Below are 15,373 nucleotides of genomic sequence, written 5' to 3' on the forward strand. Positions count from 1 at the left end.
GAGGGCCGCCGGGCTCCCGTGCGGGCCGCCCGCGGGCGGCCGAGGTCTCGGGGTGGACGAGGTCAGCGGGCGGGCGCGGTCTGGTAGGCGCGCACGCTCTCCTCGGGCTCCTCGCCGTTGTCGCTGAGGCTGATGACGCCGTAGCTCCAGCCCTTGCGCCGGTAGACCGCGGAGGGCTCCCCGGTCTCCTTGTCGACGAACAGGTAGAAGTCGTGGCCGACCAGTTCCATGTGGTCGACGGCCTCGTCGACGCTGAGCTCGGAGGCGGGGAACCGCTTGCGCCGGATCTCGACGGGGGTCACCGCGTCGGCGAGGCTGACGCTCTGGTCGAACGCCTCCTGCTCGGCGGCCGCGAACTCTTCGGGGGTGGAGTAGATGGGTCCGGAACTCGGGACCACGGGAAGGACGCCGGTGGCCTCGTGCACGGCGGTGGGCCGGTGGGCCCCGCGGTGCACCTTGCGGCGGTCGCGCGCGCGGCGGAGCCGCTCGAGGAGCTTGCTGTAGGCCTCGTCGAAGGCGGCGAACTTGTCGTCGTTGCGGGCCTCGGCCCGCAGCACCGGGCCTCGGCCGGAGACCGTGATCTCCACGCCCATGCCCTGGTGGCCCGGCAGGTCGTGGTCCTTGGTGACCTTGACATCGATGCGCTGGACCTTCTCGCCCAGCTCCGCGAACTTGACGACCTTTTCGGCGGCGTACTCCTTGAACCGCTCCGGTACGACGACGTTGCGCCCCTTGACGTTCAGTTCCATGATGCCCTCCAGTTCTCGGGGGTGACGTGGGCGGACAGGGCCGCCCACACGGGGTGGTCAATGCGTCCCGTGGGTCAACGTTAGTTCAATCACAGACGATATTCACCCGGTCCCGGGCCCCCGGGCGGATCGGCTTCCGGGCGGGGCACCGGCGGGCGCACCGCGGCCAGGACCACGGCGGCGACCGGTCGCGCACCCGCTGCGCGCAGCGCCCGGCACGCCTCCGTGAGCGTCGCCCCCGTGGTGAGCACGTCGTCGACGACGACGCACGGGGCCCCCGTCGGCACGGTGGCCCGGAGCGCGCCGCGGGCTCCGCCGCGCCGGGCCGACCGGCCGAGCCGCTTCTGCGCCGGCCCGGCCGGCAGGATCCCCGCCCGGCGGTGGCGCAGGCCCCGCACCGGCCGCGCGCCCGGGGGCAGCACGCCGCGGCGGGCGCAGTCCTCCAGGAGCAGCCGGACGGGATCGAACCAGCGCCGTCGCAGGGCCGCGGGAGCGCCCGGGACGGGGACGAGCAGGACGGGACCGGGCGGCCACTCCCGCGCCGCGGCGTGCAGCGCCGTGGCCAGGCCCGCCGCGAGCGCCGGGGCCAGGTCGGTGCGCCCGGCGTTCTTGAACGCGAGCAGGCACACGGCCAGTTCGTGGGCGTAGCGTCCGGCGGCGGTCACCGGCAGCGGAGGCTCCAGGAGCGTCGCGGCCGAGGACGCCTCGAACGGACGGGCGCAGGCCCGCCGGAGCAGCAGCCGGCAGACCCGGCACAGGCCGGTCGCCGGTTCCCCGCAGACGGCGCACTCGACGGGCAGCAGCACCTCGGCGGCCTCGCCGAGGTGGTGCAGGAGGCGGCCGGCGGCCCGGTCGAGAGCGCGGGCGGGATCGGACCGGGTGGACACGGGTCCGATCCTGGCCCACCGGGACCGTCCCCGGCCGCGGGCCCCCTCCGTCCGGACGGCCGGCGCTGTGGAGAACCCGCCCCGTCAGCCGGCGAACGCCGTGTCGAGCACGTCCTCGGTCTGCGGCGCCCACGCGTTGCCCGTGAGCATGTGCAGGCTGCCGCCGGCCACGGCGTAGATCGCCGACGTGCCGTTGCCACCGCTGAGGCCCGTGACGCCCGCGAGGCCGGGCAGCTCCCGGTACCGCCCGGACACGTCGTAGACCCGCGGCCGCACCGCGCCCGTGCCCCCGACCGGGGCCGCCACGAACTCGCGGTCGCTGAGCCACAGCGCGACGTCGGCGTCGACGTCGGCTGCCACCCGGTAGGGCTCGTTGAGCCGCCGGGGCGTCCCGTCGGGCCCCCGCACGACGCCGGTGAGCCACAGCTGGGAGACCCCGTCCCCCTGGGTGACCACCAGCGCCCGCGTGCCACCGCGCGAGATCCGCAGGGACGTGATCTTCCGCGCCGCCAGCCACGACGCCTCGACCCGCACCGGCTCCTCCGCGCGCGGGCCCGTGCTCACGGCGCGCACGGTCCCCGCGGAGTCCCCCGCCCAGAGCCAGCCGTGCTCGTCGAAGCTCGGCCGGGTCAGGCCCGTGCCGCTGAAGCGCACCTGGGGCTCCCCACCGCGCGCGAGGGTCACCAGCGATCCGGTGCCGGTGTCCACGAACGCGAAGTTCTCCGCGGCCGTGTCCATGGCGGGGCTGGCGGGGTGGTACCCGTCCAGGGCGGGCAGCCCCGGAACGTCCTCGGTCTGCCCGCCCTGGTAGAAGACCAGCCGGCCGTCCCGGAGCCCCACCTGACGGGAGGGCACCGTGACGTCCTGCACGGGCGCCGTGTCGGACCAGCCCGTGCCGAGCTCGACGGGCGCGCCCTCGACGAGGAGCTCCACCTCGTCCACGGCCCCGAGCGAGCGGAGGCTCAGTGAGAGCTGGTCGTGCATCCTGCGGTTGATCTCGATGTTGGCCGGGTCGAACTCGGGCACGCTCAGCTCCACGGTGGCCGTGCCGTCACGCACCGGCACCGACGAGCGGGCCAGCGTGGTCCCCGAGGGGAAAGCGGTGTCCACGGCGCCGCGCAGGTAGGGCGCCGGCCCGCTGAGCAGGGCGCGCACGATGGAGGTGGACACGGGCACCCGGTCCGGGAACCACCGCGGGTCCACCACGACGTTGGACAGGTCCTCGTCGGCGAAGTACAGGTGGTGCGGCTCGAAGATGTTCTCGAAGTCCTCGCCGTTGAGGACCGTGGCGTCGGGAGCCTCCGAGACCCGCCACTGCCCGTCGACCTGGGCCACCTCGAAGTCGAGGACCTCGGTGGCCCCGGCCGGCTTGCGCTCGACGACGCCCGCGCCGTCCACCACGCTGTCCACCTCGAGGTTCAGCCGGTAGTGGTGCTCGTCGAGCCGGGGGACGAGCGAGGGGTCACCCCGGTGCACGACGGTGCGCGCGTCCGGGTGCCAGGTGCCCGCGAACTCCGGCGTGAGATACTCCCGTGCCACGGAGTAGTCGTCGCCGACCCCCGTGCCGGCGGCGAGGAACCCGCGGACGACCTCCTCCGGCGTCGCGCCCTCCTGCGGCCCGGCCGGCTCGGCCGCGTACGTGGGGACTGCCGTGGTCCGCGTGGGCTCCGCGTGGCGGTGCACGGGCCCGGTGCGCGGGATCGCCCCGCACCCCGTCACGGCCACGGCGGCGGCCAGCACCAGGGCGGCGGCCCTGGCGCGTCGTGCGGACCGGGTCATGGCCGGACCTCCTCGTCGTCGGTCGGCGGCTCGGCCGGCGCCCCGGGGGTCAGCGTGAGCGTCCCCGTGCGGGTGACCTCGGCCGTCTCCGGGTGGGCGAGCGCGTCGGGCGGCAGCTCCAGCGGGCTCCCCTCCTCGGGTCCGAGGCGACGGGCGCGGGTCCTGGGCAGGGTCAGCCGGAAGCACGCCCCCTCGCCGGGAGCACCCCACACGTCGAGCCGGCCCCCGTGCAGACGGGTGTCCTCGGTCGCGATGGCCAGCCCGAGACCGGTGCCGCCCGTGGTCCGGGCCCGGGCCGGGTCGGCGCGCCAGAACCTGTTGAAGACCCTCGCCGCGTCCTCGGGGGTCATCCCGATGCCGTGGTCGCGCACGGCCACGGCCACAGCGGCCTCGGAGGCGCCCAGGACGATGTCGATCGGCCGGCCCTCGCCGTGCTCGAGGGCGTTGACCACGAGGTTGCGCAGGATCCGCTCGATCCGCCGCTGGTCGCCCTGCACCGTGCACCGCGAGAACCGGGAGCGCACGCGCACGGTGGAGCCCGAGGACACGATCAGCGGCGCGGTGGAGTCCAGGACGTCGTGCACCACCGAGAAGAGCTCCACGTTGGCGACCTCCAGGCGGGCGGCGCCCGCGTCGAAGCGGGAAATCTCCAGCAGGTCGGCGAGGAGCGAGTCGAACCGGTCCACCTGGTGGTAGAGCAGCTCGGCGGACCGCCGGTTGACGGGGTCGAAGTCCTCCCGGGCGTTGAACAGCACCTCCGCCGCCATCCGCACCGTGGTCAGCGGGGTGCGCAGCTCGTGGGAGACGTCGGAGACGAAGGTCTGCTGCATCGACGACAGCTGCTCCAGCTGGGTGATCTGCTCCTGCAGGCTGTCGGCCATCCGGTTGAAGGAGCGTGCGAGACGGGCGACCTCGTGGGAGCCGCTGACGGGCAGCCGCACCCCCAGGTCTCCGTCGGCGAGCTGCTCGGCGACGCGCGCGGTGATGGACACCGGACGGACCACCTCCCGGGTCACGTACCAGACGATCGCGCCCACGAGGAGCAGGAGGACGACCACGGACAGCAGCAGCACGGCGTGCATCGCGTCGAGCGTGCGCTGGGGCTCGGAGAAGTCGTAGACGAGGTAGAGCCCGTAGCGGCTGTTCTGGTAGAGCTCCACCACCGTGCCCACGATGATGACGGGGGCCTCGTCCCCGTCCTCGGTCATCCGCACCGAGGCCGGCTGCCAGTAGACACCGTCCTCCTCGGCGAGCCGTTCCTGGAGGGCCGAGGGCACGGTGCTGGAGGTCATCCAGGGGCTCTGGCTCTGCGTGGGGAGCAGCGTCTGGCCGCTGCGGTAGTCCATCGGCAGCAGGATCCACCGCTCCGTCTCCGCCCCGTCGACCGACAGCGAGCCGAGGGTCGAGGAGACGAGCGCCTGCAGCTCGTCGCGGTCCGACGCGTCGGAGGCGTCGAAGCTCGCCTGCACCTGCCCGAAGTCGGCCGTCGCGGAGGCCAGCACCTGGTCGAGGCGTTCGCTGAAGAGCCGGTCCGCGATCTGGTGCGAGAGGAAGCTGCCCGTCACGAAGAACGCCAGGGCCGTCAGGGACAGGGACACCGCGATGGCGCGGAACTGCAGGGACTGCCGCCAGCGGCGGCCCGCCAGCAGCCGGGCCAGGCGCAGTCGGCGCCTCGCAGAGCGGACGAGCCCGCGGGGCCGGGGATCGGCGACGGCCTCCGACGGGGTCATCGGGCGGACGAGCCCGCCTTGTAGCCGACCCCGCGCACGGTGACCACGATCTCGGGGTTCTCGGGGTCGAGCTCGACCTTGGAGCGCAGCCGCTGGACGTGGACGTTGACCAGGCGGGTGTCGGCGGCGTGCTGGTAGCCCCACACGTCGCGGAGCAGCATCTCGCGGGAGAACACCTGGTGGGGGGCGCGGGCCAGGGCCGTGAGCAGGTCGAACTCGAGCGGGGTGAGGTTGATCTCCTGCTCCCCGCGGTGGACGCTGTGACCCGTCACGTCGATGGTCAGGTCCCCGATGCGCAGCTCGGAGGAGTGGGCGCGCTCCCCCGGCCGCAGGCGGGCCTTGACGCGGGCCACGAGCTCGGCCGGCTTGAAGGGCTTGGGCACGTAGTCGTCGGCGCCGGCCTCGAGACCGCGCACGACGTCGACGGTGTCGGACTTGGCCGTGAGCATGACGACCGGGACGTCGGAGATCGTGCGGATCTCCCGGCAGATCTGGATGCCGTCCTTGCCCGGGAGCATGAGGTCGAGCAGCAGGAGGTCCGGGTGCACCGCTCGGAAGGTGTCCACGGCGGTGGCGCCGTCGTGGCAGAACACGGGGTCGAAGCCCTCTGCGGTCAGGACGATCCCGATCATCTCCGACAGGGCGGCGTCGTCGTCGACGACCAGTATTCGCGCGTTCATCGCCTCTCCGCTGGTGTGGCATGGACCCGCCGGGGACGGGCCCCGCAGTGGCCCCGGTGGGTCCGGGCCGCCGGAATGGACCGGGGTTCACCTGCATTCTGTCCGAAGTCGGCCCGGCCGCGCACATCGGCGCGGAGTGTGTCGGTCCGCGGGGTCATGCTCAGGCCTCGGCCGCGGTGCGGGCGAGCGCGGCGGCCGTACCGGTGACGTGCTCGAGGACCGTGCGCAGCTCGGCAGGCCCGAGCGCGTCGAGCTCCTCGCGCGGAGTGACGACGACCAGGTCGAGCGCCGCCGCGGGCAGGCCGAGGTCCCGCCACAGGCCCCAGATGCGCTCGGCCCGGGACCGGGCGCTCTCCCGGCCGGCCGGCACGGGGACCAGGCCCAGCCACAGCCGCAGACCCTGTTCCACGAGGGCCGCGAGCGGCTCCCAGTCCCGCGCGGAGCCGGCGGGGGCCGTCACCTGGACGGCGTCGGCGCCGGCCTCCTGGGCGAGCCGGGGGTCGACGCCGTCGGGCAGCCTCAGGGCCACGGTCGCCGCGCCGGCCGCACGGCACGCCTCGACCACCGCCGCCAGGGAGCCGCGGGCCTCGGGCACGGGCACGGCCCGCAGCGTGCGGTAGCCGCTCATCGTGGGCAGCTCGCCGGCCAGGACCCGGGCGAGGTCCGGCTCGTCGAGCTGGACCACGACGTCGCGTCCGGCAGCGGCCTCGCGCACCGCCCGCACGTGCTCCGCCACGCCGGAGGCCAGGGAGTCGGCGATGTCCCGGCGGGCCCCGTGGTCCTTCAGGGCCCGCTCCCCCGCGTGCAGGTGGAGCCGCGCGGAAAGAGTGAGCGGGCCGACCAGCTGGGTCTTGACGGGGGCGTCGTCCGTGCCGGACTCGGCGCCGATGACGTCCGCCAGCACGTTGACGTCGCTCGCGAGCAGCGCGCGGGCGGCCCGGGAGTCCTTGCCGGGCACGCCGGAGACGCGCAGCCCGTGCGGCTGCCGGTCGGCGTGCAGCTCGTCGAGCACGGCCGCGGTGCGCGCCACGGGCTCGGCGGCCGGCCCGCGGGCGGGCAGGACCGGGAGGAAGGAGAGGTGCGGCGCGCCCAGCTCGCCCCGCAGCAGGGTCACGGACTCGACGGCGTCGGTGCCCGGCATCGCCCCGAGCGCGGTGCCCACGACGTGCGGCAGGTCCGGGTCGGCGCGCCGGAGGGAGCTCGCGCCCGTCACGGCGCGCCGGGGCTCTGCCGCCGGTGGTCCTCGGAGATGGCCACGTGGTGGCGGATGACCTCGCTGATGATGAAGTTCAGGAACTTCTCGGCGAACTCGGGGTCCAGCTGGGCCGAGGCCGCGAGCACGCGCAGCCGCTCGATCTGCGCGGCCTCCCGGTCCGGGTCGCCCGCGGGCAGGCCGTGGGTGGCCTTGAGGACGCCGACGCGCTGGGTCGCCTTGAACCGTTCCGCGAGCAGGTGCACCAGGGCCGCGTCGATGTTGTCGATGGTGCCGCGGATGGACTGCAGCTCGGCCAGCACCTGGGGATCGGCGCCCTCGTGCGCGGAGGACGCGCCCGGCCCTCGGTCGGCCCGGACGTCGGTGGAGGCGTGGGGGTGCGGTGAGCTCATGCCGGCCAGTCTATCGGGCGGCGTCCGTGCCCCCGACGTCCGGCCGGGCCAGGGAGTGCGCGCGGTCGACCGTGGCCTGGCCCAGCACGCGGGACCCCTGGTAGAGGACCACGGACTGGCCGGGCGCCACGCCCCGCAGCGGTTCGTCCAGGCGGACCACCAGCTCGGCCACCGGCTCGCCGCCGGGTCCGGGCACGAGCTCCAGCCGGGCGCGGGCGGGCACCGGGTCCCCGTGCGCCCGGACCTGGGCCAGGACGGGGAACGACGACGACGCCTCGCCGGCGGACCGCCCGTCCCGCAGCAGCGCCGCGGCCTCGGGCACGGGTGCCCCGGCCCAGCTGGGCCGGATCCCGCGCAGCTCGTCCACCGCGAGCAGCTCCCCGGGGCCGACGACCACCTCGTTGGTCCTCGGCCGGATCTCGAGCACGAAGCGCGGCTTGCCGTCGGGGGCCGGGGTGCCGATCCGCAGGCCCTTGCGCTGGCCCACGGTGAAGGTCTGGGCGCCGGGGTGGGAGCCGACCACCCTCCCCTCGACGTCCTTGATCTCGCCCTCGGACAGCTCGATCCGCTCGGCGAGCCAGCCGCGGGTGTCGCCGTCGGGAATGAAGCAGATGTCGTGGGAGTCGGGCTTGTTCGCCACGGTCAGTCCCCGGCGGGCGGCCTCGGCGCGGACCTCGGCCTTCGACGGCGTGTCGGCCAGCGGCAGCAGTACGTGCTCGAGCTGCTCGGCCGTGAGCACGCCCAGCACGTAGGACTGGTCCTTGGCCCAGTCCGCGGCGCGGTGCAGCTCGCGCCCGCCGTCGGCGTCCTCGACGACCTTCGCGTAGTGGCCGGTGCACACGGCGTCGAAGCCCAGCGCGAGGGCCTTCTCGAGCAGCGCGGCGAACTTGATCTTCTCGTTGCAGCGCAGACAGGGGTTCGGGGTGCGCCCGGCGGCGTACTCGGCCACGAAGTCCTCGACGACGTCGGCCTGGAAGCGCTCGGAGAAGTCCCACACGTAGTACGGGATGCCGAGCAGGTCGGCGGCGCGCCACGCGTCCCGGGAGTCCTCGATGGTGCAGCAGCCCCGGGAGCCGGTCCGCAGGGTGCCCGGGGCCCGCGAGAGCGCCAGGTGCACCCCGGTCACGTCGTGGCCGGCCTCGACGGCGCGGGCCGCGGCCACGGCGGAGTCGACGCCGCCGCTCATGGCTGCCAGTACTCGCACGGTGAGATCGTCTCCAGGGGTCGAGGGGTCGTGGTCCGTGTCCTCAACGGGCCGAGGCGCCCCGGTATTCCCCGGCGCCCTTCCCCGGCGCCGCGGGTCGAGCGTCCCGGCTCAGGCCGCCCCGGACAGCCCGGCCCGCAGCGCCCGCTCGTGGACCGCCGGCAGCACGGCCAGGAGCGCGTCGACGTCGGCGTCCGTGCTCGTGCGGCCGAGGCTGAACCGCTGGGCCCCGCGGGCGGTGGCCTCGTCCAGGCCCATGGCCAGGAGCACGGAGGAGGGTCGCGGCACCCCGGCGTGGCAGGCCGAGCCGGTCGACGAGGCGATCCCGGCGCCGTCGAGCAGGAACAGCAGGGAGTCGCCCTCGCAGCCCGGGAAGGTGAAGTGGGCGTTGCCCGGCAGGCGCGTCCCGGCGTGCTCGCGGTCCTCGGGGCCGCGCAGCACCGCACCCGGCACGATCCGGCGCACCCCCGCGACGAGCCGGTCGCGCAGGGCCGCCAGGCGCGCCGCCTCGTGCTCGCGCTCGGCGACGGCCTCCCCCGCGGCGACGCCGAAACCGGCGAGCGCCGCGGCGTCCAGGGTGCCGGAGCGCAGCCTCCGCTCCTGGCCGCCGCCGTGCTGCACGGGCTCCAGCCCGGCGGTGCGCCCCGCCACGAGGGCGCCGGCGCCCACGGGGCCGCCGACCTTGTGCCCGGAGACGGCCAGGGTCGTGAGGCCCGGCAGGTGGGCGTCCACCGGGACGGAGCCCAGGGCCTGCACGGCGTCGCAGTGGAAGGGAACGCCGAACCCGTCGGCGAGCGCGGCGAGCTCCGCGACGGGCTGGACGGTGCCGACCTCGTTGTTGGCCCACATGACCGCCAGCAGGGCCACGGCCTCCGGCTCCCGGGCCAGCTCCGCCCGGACGGTCTCCGGGTCCACCCGGCCGGTGGCGTCGACGGGCAGCCACACGGCTTCGGCGCCCTCGTGGGCGGCGAGCCACTCGACGGTGTCCGCGACGGCCGCGTGCTCGACGGAGGAGACGAGGATCCGCCGGCGGCGGGGGTCGGCTCCCCGCCGGTGCCGGTACAGGCCCTGGACGGCCAGGTTGTCGGCCTCGGTGCCGCCGGAGGTGAAGACGACCTCGACGGGGTCGGCGCCCAGTGCCGCCGCGACGTCCTCGCGAGCCTGTTCGACGACGGCTCGGGCGGCACGACCGGGCCGGTGCAGCGAGGACGGGTTGCCCCCGCGGGCCAGCTGCTCGGTCACCGCGGTGAGCGCCAAGGGCCGCAGGGGCGCGGTGGCGGCGTGGTCGAGGTAGACGGGGTCGTGCGGCACGGCGACAGTCTAGGGCCCGGTCCTGGGCGCCCGCCGGGCGTCCGTAGACTGGCGGGCATGCTCCGCATCCTCTTCCACACCCCCGAGATCCCGGGCAACACCGGCAACGCCATCCGCCTCGCGGCGGTCACCGGGGCCGAGCTGCACCTCGTGGAGCCCCTGGGCTTCGGCTTCGAGGACGCCCAGCTGCGCCGGGCCGGGCTGGACTACCACGACCTGGCGGTGCTGAGCGTGCACCGGGACCTGTCGGCGGCCTGGGCGGCCCTGGCCCCCGAGCGGGTGTTCGCGTTCACCACCGGCGGGGAGGTGGTGCACACCGAGGTCGCCTACCGGCCCGGCGACGTGCTGATGTTCGGCCCCGAGTCCGTGGGGCTGCCCGCGGACGCGCTGGCGGACCCGCACGTGACAGCGCGGGTCCGCATCCCGATGCTGCCCGCCCGCCGCTCGCTGAACCTCGCGAACTCGGCGTCCATCGCGGTCTACGAGGCGTGGCGGCAGCTGGGCTTCGAGGGGGCGGGGGGCTGACGCCGCTCGGGCGCTGGGACCGGGCGGTTCACCCCTGCTGCCCGGCCGCGTCCCCCACCGTCACCTCGACGGTGCGCTCCTCCCCGTCGCGCTCGAACGTCATGCTCCCGCTCCCGCCGGCGGGCAGCTCCCGCACGGCCGCGGTGAGCGACGTGGCGTCCTGGATCCGGTGCCCGTTGAACTCGGTGATGACGTCCTCGACCCGCAGGCCCGCCTCTTCGGCGGGCGAGCCGGGCTCGACCTCGCGGACGACGGCGCCGTTCGAGAACGCCTGGCTGCGCCCGTCCGCCGCCGGCGCGGCGCTGACGCTCGTGCCCAGGTAGCCGTGGGTGGCGCGGCCGGTCTCGATGATCTCCTCGGCCACGCGCCGGGCCGTGTCGACCGGGATGGAGAAGCCCACCCCGATGTTGCCGGCCTCGCCGGCCGAGCCGGCGGAGGCGATGGCCACGTTGATCCCGATCACCTCCCCGTCCGTGTTGATCAGCGGACCGCCCGAGTTTCCGGGGTTGATCGCGGCGTCGGTCTGGATGACGTTCAGGTAGACCGACTCGGTGGCGGTCCGGGACCGGGCGCCCGGCCCGCGCTCGTCCGGGAGGTCGAAGAAGAAGTCGCTGCCGCCCTCGTCGCCGCCCTCGGGCGGCGTCGACGGAGCGGCCGAGGAGGCGACCGCGATCGTGCGGTTGAGCGTCGAGACGATGCCGTCGGTGACCGTGCCGGCGAGCCCGAGGGGGGCGCCGATGGCGATCGCGGTGTCACCGACGTTCACGTCCTCCAGCGTGCCCAGCACGGCGGGGGTCAGTCCCGGGGCGTCGATCCGCAGCACGGCCAGGTCCGAGAGGGGGTCGGTGCCGACCACGGTGGCCCGGTGGACGGTGCCGTCGTCGAGCCGCACCTCGAGGGCGGGGTCGCTCGCCGTGCCGTCGAGAGTCACCACGTGGGTGTTCGTGAGGATGTGTCCTCGGTCGTCGATGATCACGCCGGAGCCCGAGCCGTTCTGGCCCCCGCCGGCGGCGGAGATCGTCACGACCGAGGGGGACGCCTTGACCGCGGCCGCGGTGACCGTGTTCACCTCGTCCTCGTCGTTGACGATGATCGACGTGGAGCCGGACCGGTCCGCGGCAGGGGCCGCGCCCCGGGAGTCGAGCACGGCGTCGGTGCCCACCGCGGCACCCGCCCCGACGAGCGCGGCCAGGAGCATGCCCGTGACGAAGGTCCGCCCCGGAACGCCCCGGCGCCGCTCCGTGCCGCCACCGGGCACGTCCCCGCTCCCCCACGCGGCCGTGGCGGTGGGCCCCTGGGCCCACCCACCGCCCGGGCCGTAGACCGGGCGGCCCGGATCCCGCTCGCCGTCGCCCGGCCACGGCCGGCCGGCCGGCGGGTCGTCCACTGCCGGGATGGGCTGCGTGTGCTGGGGGTGGGAGCCGATGCGGGGGTCGCGTGGCTCGGACATGGGGGTCTCCTCCTGGGCCGGACGGGGCCGCCCGCTCCCGGTGCGGGAGGCGGCGGCGCGGGTCGGATCTGCCTCCCAGTATCCCGTCCCGCACTGAGACGACGCTGAAAGCCCTGGACGTCGGCCGGGTGCCCGCCGGACGCGCGCCCGATGCGGGCCGCCCCGGGTCGACCCGACCGGGCCGTCCCGTCCGTGGAGCGGTTTCGCCCTGCGCGTAGGCCCGGCGGCCTCCGGCGCGGCGCAGGGGCGCCGTCCTAGAATCGGGAGCACCGACCACGTGAGGAAGATCATGGACTGGTGCCCCGTGTCCCGCCGGACCGCCGCAGGGTGCGGCCTCGTGCTGGCCCTGCTCTCGCCCGTGGGTGCCGCCGTCGCCGAGCCGCCGGCCGAGGTCCCCCCGGGCGAGCGGATCGTGGACGGTTCCGGGGTCCTGACGGAGAGCGCCGCGCTGGAGGACGAGGTCCGCCGGCTGGCCACCGAGCAGGGCATCACGCTGACGGCCGTGACCGTGGAGTCCTTCAGCTCCCCGTCCGACCCCGATGCCTGGCTCGAGGAGTTCGCGGAGCTCAACGCCCTCGGCAGCTCCGACGCGGTGCTCGTCGTCGCCACCGGCGACCGCGAGGCCCGCTTCGCCGCCTCCTCGTCCGGCCCGCTGAGCCCCGAGCAGCAGGAGCGCGTGTACCGCGGCCACATCGCCCCGGCCCTCGCCGCGGACGACTGGGACGGCGCCGTCCGCGGTGCCGTCGAGGGCATCGACGCCGAGCTCTCCGGCGGCACGGGCGGCGGCACGGGCGCCGGCCAGGGCCTCGGCTGGCTCGGGCTCGCCGCGCTGGGCGCGGGCGGACTGGCCGTGTACGGGGTCGCCGCGCGCCGGAGACGGCGCGGTCGGGACGGCCGCGGGGCCGGGGGTCCGGAGGCCCCGGGCGGGCCCGCGCGCCCCCACCAGGACGTCCCGGTCCCGGAGCTGCGCCGGCGGGCCGGGGAGCTGCTCGTGGCCACCGACAACGCCGTCCAGCACTCCGAGCAGGAGCTGGCCTTCGCGCAGCTGCAGTACGGCGACGAGCAGGTCGAACCGTTCCGGCGCGCCATCCAGGACGCGAAGAAGCACATGCAGGCGTCCTTCGCCCTCCAGCAGCAGCTCGAGGACCACATCCCGGACACCGAGGAACAGCAGCGGGACTGGCTGACCGAGATCATCGCCCGTTCCCAGGACGCCCAGCGCCCCCTCCGGGAGCACGAGCAGGCCTTCAGCGCCCTCCGGCAGCTGGAGTCCCGCGCGCCCGAGGCCCTCGAGGAGGTGCAGCGGGCGGCCGCGGCCGTGCGCCCCCGCGTGGACGCCGCGCGGGCGCGGCTCCAGGAGCTCACCGCCCGCTACGACGACACCGCCCTCACCACGGTCCGCGACAACATCGACCAGGCCCGTGACCGGCTCGACTTCGTGGACACCGCCGCCGCAGAGGCCCGCACGGACCTCGCCGCGGGACGCACGAGCGACGCCGTCCTCGACGTCCGCGCCGCGGAGGAGGCCGTGGGCCAGGCCCAGGGCCTCCTCGACGCCGTGGATCACGCGGCCACCGAACTGGCCCAGGCCGAGGCCTCGTTGAACGACGCCGTGACGATCGCCCGCCGGGACGTCGCGGAGGCGGACGCCCTCGTGCGGCGCGGCTCCCACCCCGAGCTCGCCGGCACGGTCGCCGGCGTCGCCGCCGTCCTGCGCACCGTGGAGGAGCAGATGCGCGGCGGACGCATCGACCCGATCGGACTGAGCCGGCGCCTCACGGTGGCGAAGGACGAGCTCGACAAGGGCCTGGGATCGGTGCGCTCCCAGCACGACCGGGACCGCTCGGCGCGTGAGACCCTCGCCCACGCCCTCGTCGTCGCCCAGGCCCAGGTCGGCTCGGCGGGCGAGTACATCTGGGCACGCCGCGGCGGTGTCGGGGCCGAGGCCCGGACCCGGCTGGCCGAGGCCGAGCGCCACCTGGAGGCCGCGCGCCGGACCCGGCAGTCGGCACCCTCCGAGGCCCTCACCTCCGCCAACGAGGCCGTCCGGCTGGCCGGTGAGGCCCAGTACATCGCCCAGCGCGACGTCGAGGACTTCTCCTCCCGGGGCTTCGGAGGCCCGGCAGGCATCGGGGGCTACCGGGGCCGCTCCAACAGCGGGCTCGGGGGCGCCGTGCTCGGGGGCATCCTCCTGGGCTCCATCCTCGACGGCGGCGGGGGCTTCGGCGGAAGCTTCGGCGGCGGCTTCGGCGGCGGCGGGGGCTTCGGTGGCGGCTTCGGCGGAAGCTTCTGACCCCGGGGACCCGTCGGCGACCGGGCCCGCGGCGGTCCCGGCCCCGGAGGCGCGGACCACGACCACCGGACCACGACCACCAGACCCCGAGAACGGGACCACGAGAACGGGACCACGAGAACGGGACCACGAGGACCAGCCCACGAGGACCAGACCAACCGGAACAGAGAAGGAACCATGATCAAGCAGTCCATCTTCGGCCGCATCGCCCAGCTCGCGAAGGCCAACATCAACGCCATGATCGACGCCGCCGAGGACCCGCAGCGCATGCTGGACCAGATGGTCCGGGACTACACGGAGAACATCCGCGAGGCCGAGGCCGCCGTCGCCCAGACCATCGGCAGCCTCCGGCTGCTGGAGCAGGACCACGCCGAGGACCTCCGTGAGGCGCGCGAGTGGGGCAACAAGGCCCTGGCCGCCTCCAACAGGGCGGAGGAGTTCCGGTCCTCGGGCCGGGCCTCGGAGGCGGACAAGTTCGACAACCTCGCCAAGGTCGCGCTGCAGCGGCAGCTGCAGTACGAGACGGAGGCCCGGGGCGCCGAGCCGCAGATCCAGTCCCAGACGGAGGTCGTCGAGAAGCTCAAGGACGGCCTGAACCGGATGCGGGGCAAGCTCCAGGAGCTGTCCAACAAGCGCGACGAGCTCAATGCCCGGCAGAAGACCGTCCAGGCGCAGGCGCAGGTCCAGGACGCGCTCAAGGCATTCGACGTGCTGGACCCGACCAGCGAGGTCTCCCGTTTCGAGGACAAGATCCGCCGGGAGGAGGCGCGGGTCCTCGGCCAGCAGGAGCTGGCCGCCTCCTCGCTGGACGCCCAGTTCGAGTCCCTCGAGTCCCTGGGCCAGCAGAGCGAGATCGAGGCGCGGCTGGCCGCTCTGAAGGCCCGCAGCGGGGAGCGGATCGTCTCCTCCGAGGAGATCTGACCGCAGGGTCCTGGCCGGGGCGCACGCCCCGCGCACGCGCAGGTCCCCCCGGCACCACGCCGGCGGGACCTGCGCGTACCGGCCCGGAGCCGCCCAGCGTGCCGGGGACAGCACGAAGGCCCCGGACCTGTACGGTCCGGGGCCTTCATCTGGTTGCGGGGGCAAGATTTGAACTTGCGACCTCTGGGTTATGAGCCCAGCGAGCTACCGAACTGCTCCACCCCGCGGCGACATGTACG

13 protein-coding genes and 1 tRNA gene are annotated in these 15,373 nt (G+C 75.2%); 3 read left to right on the forward strand and 11 right to left on the reverse strand.

Features of this window, described 5'->3' with window-relative positions:
* Positions 1-62: 62 nt before the first annotated feature.
* From hpf to ACH9EU_RS13030, 9 genes are all read right to left on the reverse strand, one after another.
* On the reverse strand, positions 63-749 hold the full coding sequence (gene hpf, locus ACH9EU_RS12990; protein WP_396414333.1) for a ribosome hibernation-promoting factor, HPF/YfiA family: 687 nt from the start codon (positions 747-749) through the stop codon (positions 63-65).
* 89 nt (positions 750-838) lie between these two features.
* Positions 839-1,636 carry a phosphoribosyltransferase family protein gene (locus tag ACH9EU_RS12995; protein ID WP_396414334.1) on the reverse strand — a complete coding sequence of 266 codons (798 nt, stop codon included), beginning with the start codon at positions 1,634-1,636 and terminating at the stop codon, positions 839-841.
* Positions 1,637-1,720: 84 nt separating this feature from the next.
* Positions 1,721-3,415 (reverse strand): LpqB family beta-propeller domain-containing protein, encoded by a 1,695-nt coding sequence (locus ACH9EU_RS13000; protein WP_396414335.1) that lies wholly within the window; start codon positions 3,413-3,415, stop codon positions 1,721-1,723.
* Positions 3,412-5,145, reverse strand: coding sequence for an MtrAB system histidine kinase MtrB (gene mtrB / locus ACH9EU_RS13005; protein WP_396414336.1), 1,734 nt, complete (start codon positions 5,143-5,145; stop codon positions 3,412-3,414). Before mtrB ends, ACH9EU_RS13000 begins: the two co-directional genes overlap by 4 nt.
* Complete coding sequence (gene mtrA, locus ACH9EU_RS13010) at positions 5,142-5,825, reverse strand: MtrAB system response regulator MtrA (protein WP_396414337.1); 684 nt, start codon at positions 5,823-5,825, stop codon at positions 5,142-5,144. The genes mtrB and mtrA overlap by 4 nt, the downstream gene beginning before the upstream one ends.
* Positions 5,826-5,985: 160 nt before the next feature.
* Positions 5,986-7,038 carry a hypothetical protein gene (locus tag ACH9EU_RS13015; protein WP_396414338.1) on the reverse strand — a complete coding sequence of 351 codons (1,053 nt, stop codon included), beginning with the start codon at positions 7,036-7,038 and terminating at the stop codon, positions 5,986-5,988.
* Positions 7,035-7,430, reverse strand: a complete 396-nt coding sequence (locus ACH9EU_RS13020; RefSeq protein WP_396414339.1) for a chorismate mutase — start codon at positions 7,428-7,430, stop codon at positions 7,035-7,037. The genes ACH9EU_RS13015 and ACH9EU_RS13020 overlap by 4 nt, the downstream gene beginning before the upstream one ends.
* 10 nt (positions 7,431-7,440) lie before the next feature.
* Complete coding sequence (mnmA, locus tag ACH9EU_RS13025) at positions 7,441-8,634, reverse strand: tRNA 2-thiouridine(34) synthase MnmA (RefSeq protein WP_396414340.1); 1,194 nt, start codon at positions 8,632-8,634, stop codon at positions 7,441-7,443.
* Positions 8,635-8,745: 111 nt separating this feature from the next.
* Positions 8,746-9,945 carry an aminotransferase class V-fold PLP-dependent enzyme gene (locus ACH9EU_RS13030; protein WP_396414341.1) on the reverse strand — a complete coding sequence of 400 codons (1,200 nt, stop codon included), beginning with the start codon at positions 9,943-9,945 and terminating at the stop codon, positions 8,746-8,748.
* Positions 9,946-10,002: 57 nt separating this feature from the next.
* Here ACH9EU_RS13030 and ACH9EU_RS13035 point away from each other — a divergent pair, with 57 nt between their 5' ends.
* Positions 10,003-10,470: a TrmH family RNA methyltransferase gene (locus ACH9EU_RS13035; RefSeq protein WP_396414342.1), complete on the forward strand. Its 468-nt coding sequence runs from the start codon at positions 10,003-10,005 to the stop codon at positions 10,468-10,470.
* A 28-nt stretch (positions 10,471-10,498) separates the two neighbouring features.
* Here the strand turns inward: ACH9EU_RS13035 and ACH9EU_RS13040 are convergent, their stop codons facing one another.
* Positions 10,499-11,920 (reverse strand): trypsin-like peptidase domain-containing protein, encoded by a 1,422-nt coding sequence (locus ACH9EU_RS13040; protein WP_396414343.1) that lies wholly within the window; start codon positions 11,918-11,920, stop codon positions 10,499-10,501.
* Between the two features lie 277 nt (positions 11,921-12,197).
* On the opposite strand from ACH9EU_RS13040, the gene ACH9EU_RS13045 reads away from it, so the two are divergent.
* Together ACH9EU_RS13045 and ACH9EU_RS13050 are read left to right on the forward strand one after the other, a co-directional pair.
* Positions 12,198-14,213, forward strand: a complete 2,016-nt coding sequence (locus ACH9EU_RS13045; RefSeq protein ID WP_396414344.1) for a TPM domain-containing protein — start codon at positions 12,198-12,200, stop codon at positions 14,211-14,213.
* 177 nt (positions 14,214-14,390) lie between these two features.
* A complete protein-coding gene (locus ACH9EU_RS13050) occupies positions 14,391-15,134 on the forward strand; it encodes a PspA/IM30 family protein (RefSeq protein WP_396414345.1) in 744 nt (247 codons plus the stop codon).
* Between the two features lie 150 nt (positions 15,135-15,284).
* Here the strand turns inward: ACH9EU_RS13050 and ACH9EU_RS13055 are convergent.
* Positions 15,285-15,361: transfer RNA gene (locus tag ACH9EU_RS13055), tRNA-Met, on the reverse strand.
* Positions 15,362-15,373: the final 12 nt, after the last annotated feature.

This window comes from Kocuria rhizosphaerae (genome assembly GCF_044462265.1).
Lineage (GTDB): Bacteria > Actinomycetota > Actinomycetes > Actinomycetales > Micrococcaceae > Kocuria > Kocuria rhizosphaerae.